Origin of the sequence: Arthrobacter sp. H14 (assembly GCF_000520495.1) — a bacterium.
Lineage (GTDB): Bacteria > Actinomycetota > Actinomycetes > Actinomycetales > Micrococcaceae > Arthrobacter_C.
On the sequence record NZ_AZRX01000478.1, the window covers coordinates 1 to 5,898 of the forward strand.

Annotated in this window: 6 protein-coding genes; 2 read left to right on the top strand and 4 right to left on the bottom strand. The window is 60.0% G+C overall.

Annotated elements, in window-relative coordinates; translation table 11 throughout:
- Positions 1-455 precede the first annotated feature (455 nt).
- Positions 456-1,187 carry a YcnI family copper-binding membrane protein gene (locus tag Y707_RS0101370; protein ID WP_026533784.1) on the top strand — a complete coding sequence of 244 codons (732 nt, stop codon included), beginning with the start codon at positions 456-458 and terminating at the stop codon, positions 1,185-1,187.
- Positions 1,188-1,355: 168 nt separating this feature from the next.
- Here Y707_RS0101370 and Y707_RS22500 read toward each other — a convergent pair whose 3' ends face one another.
- The 4 genes from Y707_RS22500 to Y707_RS33100 form a co-directional block, all read right to left on the bottom strand.
- Positions 1,356-1,748 carry a recombinase family protein gene (locus tag Y707_RS22500; protein ID WP_051441527.1) on the bottom strand — a complete coding sequence of 131 codons (393 nt, stop codon included), beginning with the start codon at positions 1,746-1,748 and terminating at the stop codon, positions 1,356-1,358.
- A gap of 179 nt (positions 1,749-1,927) precedes the next feature.
- Positions 1,928-2,410: a hypothetical protein gene (locus Y707_RS0101380; RefSeq protein ID WP_026533785.1), complete on the bottom strand. Its 483-nt coding sequence runs from the start codon at positions 2,408-2,410 to the stop codon at positions 1,928-1,930.
- Positions 2,411-2,946: 536 nt separating this feature from the next.
- Positions 2,947-4,071, bottom strand: a complete 1,125-nt coding sequence (locus tag Y707_RS22505) for a ferritin-like domain-containing protein (protein ID WP_081744548.1) — start codon at positions 4,069-4,071, stop codon at positions 2,947-2,949.
- A gap of 399 nt (positions 4,072-4,470) precedes the next feature.
- Positions 4,471-5,253 (bottom strand): class F sortase, encoded by a 783-nt coding sequence (locus Y707_RS33100; protein WP_333782827.1) that lies wholly within the window; start codon positions 5,251-5,253, stop codon positions 4,471-4,473.
- 188 nt (positions 5,254-5,441) lie between these two features.
- Here Y707_RS33100 and Y707_RS29415 point away from each other — a divergent pair, with 188 nt between their 5' ends.
- On the top strand, positions 5,442-5,837 hold the full coding sequence (locus tag Y707_RS29415; RefSeq protein WP_081744549.1) for a twin-arginine translocase TatA/TatE family subunit: 396 nt from the start codon (positions 5,442-5,444) through the stop codon (positions 5,835-5,837).
- Positions 5,838-5,898 lie beyond the last annotated feature (61 nt).

Sequence of the window (5,898 nt, forward strand, 5' to 3'; positions counted from 1 at the left end):
CCCACCGCTCCAACTGGTCACGTTCCGTATCGGAGAGTCTCACTTCGGCCAATGCCGGTCCTCGTTGCGCCATACTCCAGCCTACCAACAACTAGCAACGAACTAACGGCGCAACACACTAGATGCCAGGCACACTGGTTGTTACCACTTCGTGATCTAAAGATGACGGATTCAAGGCCTGGTGGCAGCCCGGCCGGACGGCTTGCTTTGCGAATGGAGTATGAGAATGCCGGAAAGCAGAAAAGCCTAGAGGAATATCTTCGCTGCCTGCCGGCATCCCCGGGCCGGAGAAGAAAGACCGGCCCCGCCCAACATGAGGTGCCCATCACACTACACCTCTCACCGGACCCATCCCGGTCCAGAACCGGAAAAATTTCCGGTTGACGGGACGGCGCGCGGCGGCCCCCGCGACAAAATCTTTCGTGCCTGATGGCACTCTGGAAAGGTAATAACCGATGAAAAAAACCACAACTTCTCGCACTAGGCGCACCGCGGCCCTTATCGCGGCCACCGCTTCACTGATGGTGTTCGGCCTCGGCGCAGCGTCAGCCCACGTCGGAGTCACTCCCGATTCAACGACTGAGGGCGGCTACTCGCAGCTGACGTTCAGCGTCCCGAACGAATCCGAAACAGCCGGCACCAACAAGGTCGAGGTGGAGCTTCCCACCAAGACCCCGTTCACGTCGGTGCGGGCCAAGCCGGTCGCGGGCTGGACGGTCGAGGTCGTCACCAGCGAGCTGCCCGAACCGGTCGAGGTACAGGGCGCAACCGTAACGGAGGCACCCACCTCCGTGGTCTGGACCGCCGATGAGGGTAATGAGATTTCGCAGGAGCAGTACCAAACCTTCTCCATCTCGGTGGGAACGCTGCCCGGGGCCGGCACCACGGTGATGCTGCCAACCACGCAGCACTACACCGATGGATCGGTACGGAACTGGGACGAACCCGCCACCGAGGGCGAGGAACCGGAAAGCCCGGCCCCATCCTTCACCACAACCGCTGAAGATGCCTCCGGCGAACAGGATCAGACTGAGACCTCATCCGCGACAGCGGAGACGGAAGCAGCTCCTGCCTCTACAGTGAACACAACCGGACAGACCCTTGGCTGGATCGCCCTCGTTGCCGGCGTGCTCGGTCTCGCAGCCGGTCTCATCGCGCTGACGCGCACCCGCACACACAAGAGCTGAGCCTATTAGCTCACTGTTCTGGCCCGCTCCAACCTACGGAGCGGGCCAGAACAAATTAACCTCGCGTCCATCCCTATCAACTCACCACTGTTGGAAGAAGGCGATTAGTCCAGCACCTATGTACGAGCTGGCCGAGCTCTTTACCGTAAGCCGCTCCACGGTCTACCGTTAGCCCGCATCTGTTTTGAGTGACTGTTGATTCCGGTACAGGTTCGCCCTGCTCCACAACCAGCTTGGCGGCTTGAGCGCAGTCTTCCCTTCACGGCGGGGCTGATCCACGATTACCAGTTTTTCGGCGATGACGGTTGGATCGCTGACCGGTCTTCCAAAAACAGTGCCGGATGCCCGGGATGCGGCGATGCCGGCATTAACACGCTCCACAATGAGCTCACGCCCGTACTCTGCAAGGGTCACGAGCATGTTCAGCATTAACCGTCCGGAGGTCGTCGATGTGATTCCATCGGAAATCGAACGAACGCTAATACCTTGATCGCGCATGTCGTGCACCGTGGCCAGCACATCGAGCAACGACCTCCCCAGGCGATCAATCCGCCACACCACAACCGTGTCGCCATCCCTTGCATTACTTCAACAGTTCGACCATGCCCGGCCTCTGTTTAGCTTGGCTGGAACCGGAGGTCACGTCGGAGAAAATCCGCTTCGGCGCCACCTAAAAATCATCCATGCCCTCACCGGACTTTGTGAAAAGGCCCTGTCGAAGCTGGCGTGGACGGTTCCGCTCAGCTGTGTTGAGGGTCCCGCGGGCGGTGGAACAGGAATAGTACCGCCAAGGCACCGAAGACGAGGTGTGCGAGAACTTCGAAGGGCTGATTCGGCATCTGGAACTGTGGAAAGATAAACCGTCCGATCAGTTGGAAGTTCATAAGGTAGAGCAGCAGGCCATACACCAGCCCTGCCACTGCGATAGAGATATTGCTCGGCAGCCGCGCGGCGATCAGCCCCAGGATGATACCGAAAATAAGTGAATTAATTGTGTGGATCAGCACGCCCAACGGCACTGATGCGGCACCGGCCGTCAACGAATCAGCGCCTAGCACGATCGAGGAGATCAGTCCGAATGGTGCAGCGGGCGGATTGCCCTGTGTCGCTGCAAACCACATCGTTACGCCAATGAATACGGCTCCTCCAAAGATGCCGCCCATGGCCCCGCGCAACGCATAGGCGGCCAGGCCGGGCTTCATTTGAGCTTTGTTCGTGGCCATTGGGCCATCTCCTTACAGGCGAATTCAAGTGAGTGTTACAACAGTATGGTTGTTACCCTGCCACGAAACCGGCGAATGTGGTGGCCGTGGCATCTGTGCAAGCCGCTGACCATGGCACCGTGGTTGGGTCCCTGGGTAGGAGTCTGGTTGGCATGGGCCCAACCAACCGGGCTTGCCCATTAACCACCGACATCTGTTACTTCAGCGGGGACGCTTTGAGGACCGCACCCGTTGCGCTCATCCCTTCACTTCCTCAACAGGGCTGCAAAGACTACGGCAGTGCCTGAAACAGTAACAATTCCTGCCGCGGTAACGGCCGGCTTGGCGGCGGCTCATGGACCACGGCGGCCGGCAGGAACGCGGACGTAATCCTGAAGGCAGGTTCCCGCCCGTCTTCCGGGGTTATGCACCATTTTGCTGTGCAACGCGACAGGTGGGGCCACCATGGCTGCCTTGCGATGCCATGGTGACCCCACCTGCGCTTTAGAAGATGCAGTCTACGACCATGAAGCCGGGCCGTACCGCCGGAACTTCACCTATTCGGATTGTGCAGCGGTGTTCGATGCCGCGCTTTTTGCGCCCTTTTTGTGTTGTATGGCCAGAGCTGCCGCCGCAGCGGCGGCGATCCCGCCGCCGGCTCCGATCAGGCCCATATCGGGCCCGCTGGCACCTGACCCTTCGACGCCGGTTCCGGGGGCACCGCCGGGCATGGCTCCACTTGGCTGCGCAGCCAAGGTACCACTGCCATTGAGTTCGCCGTTGACGCCGTTGGGGAAGAAGCCTCCGGAGCGCACTGGTTCCGGGTTGAGGTAAACGATATTCAGGACCTGGCCGGGTGTGCGGCTGAAGGTAAGAGCGTTCGCGTCCGTGGGCACGAGGTTCGCCTCGTCCGTGGTGCCGATTCCCTGATCCAGATCATCCGGCCCATCGAGGCTGTCCCTGGCGTCAGAGATAGCCATGGCAGGCACCTGCAGCCCCTTCGCGAACAGGTTGGTCCGGATGATACCGGCGTGGTACGCCTCCACGGCCAGAAGTCCTGCCGCCGCGTCCAGGAACGTTTTGTTATCGATCAACGGGGCCGCGCCCTTGTAGGCGGTGACTCCGACATCTTCGAAGATGAACGCACCGAGGAGGAAGTTCTCTTCGCTTTCATAGACGTCGAAAGGTTCCCCCTCTTTGATCAGCCCGGCCGCTACAGCAGCTGCGGTGAAACTCGCGCCAATGTCGATGCTGGGGCGGGACACAGCAGCGTTGCCCAGTGCTGTGCGCAGGAAAGCAACATGTGCCTTTTCGTCTGCGGCGATTTCCCTGGCGTATAGTTCAATGGCCTTGGTCTTGAAGGGCACAGCATGTCCGCCGGTGACACCGCCGGGGGTGCCGGTCCCGCCGACCAGATTCGATGGCAGTCCCTGACCGTCGATTGCCCGCAGGTAAAACTCCGCTTCCAGATATTCCAGGTTCAACGCGAAGTTCAGGATCGCCGAATCACTCGGGCCTCCCGTGTCCATGGGGGCGGCATGTGCCGGCGCTGCTGTGGCGAGCATCGCCGCTCCGCCGACACCCAGACCGGTTAGCCCGGCGGTCCGGAAGAACCGACGACGATCCAAACCGTTTTCCGCGCTTCTGGAAATAGCTTTGGTAATAAAACTCTGATCGAACATAACCCAGTACCACCGTTGATTAGAGAAACCCGGGAGATGATAAGCCAGCCCCCTTCGTGATCATAATCATTATCGCTTCATCAACTATTTGCAAGAGCCTGACTCGACTTTTATTTAAGCTATACACTCAGTTTCTCTTGTGATTGGTGATGCTGGTGCTACCTCCGCCGGTCCCCTCCTCTGAGGAACTTACCCCTGAGAACGCCCGTTCCGGGCCCCGGAGGTGCGGGCCGCTGAAGATCCGGAAGATCGCCGGGGTGCCTGCCCGCCATGGCCGGCGCCGAAGCATTCTGCCGAGTGCGCTCATACCTGTCCCCCAGGCGCCAAACGAGCGACAGCTGCCTGGATCTCCGCCTCAATCAGCCGGGTAGTTACTGTTTTTAGGAAGGACCTGCAGGTTTATTTGGGGTGACTGGAAACAAGATAGGCGTACGCGACCGTATTCTGGGTGAATTCACCCGTCGAGGGCTCGAACCCGGCACAGGTGATCAGCCGCAATTCCGCCCGTGCAGCGTTGCCGTAAACCTTCGCGGTGGGAAAAGAAGCCTGCTCATAGGTATCAACGCGGTAGACCTCAAACACTGCCACCGTGCCATCCTCGCGTGTCACAGAAACCTGGTCCGCGTCCTTGAGCTCGTGCAGGCGATAGAAGACGCCAACGCCGGTTTGAATCGAATTGACGTGGCCGAGGATGATCGAGGAACCCAGCTCACCAGGAGTGGGGGAGTTCTCATACCAACCAGCCGGAGCGCCGGCATCCCCCGGGGGCACGGCTACGGTCCCATCAGCTTCCAAACCCAGTTTCATCAAATCCGAACCGGCCCCAATACTGTCGATGGCCACACTGGCAGGTTCAGAAGGAGCAAGGACCGGCCCGAGAAGATCCGTGGACCCCTTCGAGGCCGGGGAAGCTGCAGCAGATGCTTCGGTGGTGCTTTGCCCAGGGCGCTCAACCGGTGGTGGAGCCGCCTGTGTCCGCGGTGGTGTGCTTGGCGGTGCCCCCGGTGTGGGAGGCGAAGATGCTTCGACGGAGGGTTGGAAGGCGGTGGCCCCGGGGGACACATCGGCCTGCAGACCAACACCGACTGTCACTACTCCGGCAGCGAAAAAGACAGTGGCGACACCGGAGACTAACAAACGTCCCCTCATTCTGAACCTGTTGCTGGTTCCTCTATGTCTCATACGCCCTCATTCGACCATCAGTAGCAGGAAATTTCTGTGTCCGCGGAAAATAACTTCAGGCCCACACCGGCACAGCAACAGAACCAGCTGAGCACACGGACACGTTCCTGTCCAGTGTCCCGGAGCCGGGCACGGCTCCAATGGGTTCAATGGGTTCTGAACGGCCGCAAGCAGAGTAGTCTGCTGAAATGTTTGGAATCAACGGGCTCGAATTCATAGTCATCGCTCTGATTGCCCTGCTGGTCCTTGGCCCGGAGCGCCTTCCTGACTACGCCGCTCAGCTGGGACAACTGGTCAAGGGCCTCCGACGGATGGCAGGTGGCGCCCGGAACCAGCTCCGCGACGAGATGGGACCCGAATTTGACGACATAGATTGGCGCAAACTCGATCCACGCCAGTACGACCCACGCACCATCATCAAACAAGCACTCCTCGACGACGACGCCGGTGAAGTCCGGAAACCAACCAACCAGAGCCCACACGACCCAGCCCCGTCCCCACAGACACCTCCAACACCTACAGCATCTACAACCTCTGTGACAGCACCGGGTGAAGCAGACAACATGCCACCACCCACCAGCTAAGACGGCCCGGCCAGAAAAAAGGTCCCCTGATCCGGCAGCAACCAGCTCATCGACCTCCCCG